General features: G+C 66.2%; 4 protein-coding genes. All 4 read right to left on the reverse strand.

Annotated elements, in window-relative coordinates; translation table 11 throughout:
* Positions 1-180: 180 nt before the first annotated feature.
* From AC1DY5_RS54185 to AC1DY5_RS54200, 4 genes are read right to left on the reverse strand one after another with little or no spacing between them, the layout of a single operon-like run.
* Entirely contained in the window at positions 181-444 is a 264-nt protein-coding gene (locus AC1DY5_RS54185) for a hypothetical protein (RefSeq protein ID WP_478122449.1), read from the reverse strand.
* On the reverse strand, positions 441-770 hold the full coding sequence (locus AC1DY5_RS54190) for a hypothetical protein (protein ID WP_478122450.1): 330 nt from the start codon (positions 768-770) through the stop codon (positions 441-443). Before AC1DY5_RS54190 ends, AC1DY5_RS54185 begins: the two co-directional genes overlap by 4 nt.
* 11 nt (positions 771-781) lie before the next feature.
* On the reverse strand, positions 782-1,291 hold the full coding sequence (locus AC1DY5_RS54195; protein ID WP_478122451.1) for a glycoside hydrolase family protein: 510 nt from the start codon (positions 1,289-1,291) through the stop codon (positions 782-784).
* A gap of 1 nt (position 1,292) precedes the next feature.
* Entirely contained in the window at positions 1,293-1,637 is a 345-nt protein-coding gene (locus tag AC1DY5_RS54200; protein WP_478122452.1) for a hypothetical protein, read from the reverse strand.
* Positions 1,638-1,774: the final 137 nt, after the last annotated feature.

Here is a 1,774-nt window from a genome sequence, read left to right on the forward strand (position 1 = left end):
CCAAGTTGAGGTGGTGGCTGTTGCGTTGGGGTATTCCGCTCGGCAGCCAAGCGGACATCTGAGAGCTTCAGACCGTTCCGGTCCGACACGGACATACAGAGGCTTTTTTCGGCTATCGCCGGTCGGGCAGTTGGGCCAGGTCATCGACGGAGCTGATCTGGTGAATCTGACAGATCCTGCCTACCGTGCGACCGGCTTCTTGCACTCTTCGAGCGCAGTGAGCAACTCCGTCTCGTAGCCCTCGCGCAGCGCAATCTCGGCCATCGCTGCCGCCACGAACTCGTCCAGGGGGACGCCAGGCGCCTTGACGTCGGTCGGCATTGTCGGCCGGACTGGCGTCTGCACGTCGCACGCAACCGGCACAGGCACGCTCACTCGGCGCGTCACCGGCGCCCCGCAACCGACGATCGCCAGCACGAGGCCCGCAAGAATCACTCGCATCATGGTGCCCGCCTTTCGCGCACCCAGGCATCAACCCTCACTCGTGCGCTGCCACAGTCGTCGCCGGGAAGTGCCGGCGGAGCACTCAGGATCTTCAGCGCCTTCTCCCCGTGCTTCTGCGCCGCAGCTCGAGCCGCCGCCTGAGCCACCTTCGCCTCGACGGTTCGCTTGTCCGCCAGCTCCCGCAGATCGTTCACCGCATCGCTGCAAGCCGACGCATCGCCCCGGGCCGCATCGCGGTCCTTTGCAACCACCGAGAGCTCGTCATGCGCATCGAGCCAGGCCCAGCCCAGCAGCCCGTTCAACGCAACGCTGATCGCCAGCAGCACCGTGATCGGGTTCATTGCAGCGCCTTGCACTTCCTGTGGCGCTCGAGCTGGCGAGTCCACACACCGGTGCAGACCTTGTTGCCGGGCTTCGAGCAATCGAAGCCTGCCGAGATCTTGTAGAGAAGCAGCGCATCGCACGCGGCCATGTAGTTGCCAGCGAGGATCTCGCGGCGCATGGTCGACTTGCGCCAATTCCCGATCCCGTACTCCCCGACGAAGTCCATGTAGAGGTCGAATTCCTCCGGGTAGAGCTCGGCGCCCGGCAGGCTGGCCTGGAACTGCTTTTCGTCCTGGCTCATGAGGTTGCGGGCCAGCACCGCGGCGCGCGCCCGGGTGATGGGCGGGTCTGTCATCGTCACGGGCTGGCCGTTCTCGTACTTGGTGGAGCCGTGGCCGATCGTGGGCACGTCACCCTGGGTCGGGATCACGGGCGAGGCGGTGAAGCCCTCCGAGGTCTGCCAGGTGGCGAAGCCGGTGGCCGAAACCGCCAGGGCGACGACTGCGATGCGAACGCGGCGCATGTCAGTCGTCCTTGGCGAGCGCCGCCCACTCGCTGCGCGTGTAGGTCGGCTCGCCTTGGACCCAGCCGCGGCGCACGGCCAGCGGGCGCAGCCATGCGCGCCACACTCGCTTGAAGAGCCATTCGCTGGCCAGCATCATGGTGTAGACCGCGGCCACGAAGGACGCGATCTTGTCCCACGGCAGGCTGACGATAAACCAGTACCACAGAGGGTCGGTGGACGGTGCGATCGCGTGAACAATGGACGAAGCGACTTCGCCGGCCGCTTCCGTGTTGGCGCCGACTGCGGCGACGATGGCGGTCGCGCTCTTGACGATCGGCGCTTGGATTTGGGTGTGCGCGTCCATGGCTCTCAGCGCTTGCGCGCAGCAGTGGAGTTCGGAACAGTCGACATGGGGTAGCTCCCGGTTTGCTCGGCATGCTGCCGACCAGTCGCTACCCCGTCGAACCCTAGAGGGGGCCTACAACTCCGCGCGAGCCCTCG

The sequence above is a fragment of the Variovorax sp. P4_D9 genome, from assembly GCF_056401695.1.

Excerpts from the sequence above, each read along its gene's own strand:
- AC1DY5_RS54185 (WP_478122449.1), bottom strand. The coding sequence starts at position 444 with ATGATGCGAGTGATTCTTGCGGGCCTCGTGCTGGCGATCGTCGGTTGC.
- AC1DY5_RS54195 (WP_478122451.1), bottom strand. The coding sequence starts at position 1,291 with ATGCGCCGCGTTCGCATCGCAGTCGTCGCCCTGGCGGTTTCGGCCACC.
- AC1DY5_RS54200 (WP_478122452.1), bottom strand. The coding sequence starts at position 1,637 with ATGGACGCGCACACCCAAATCCAAGCGCCGATCGTCAAGAGCGCGACC.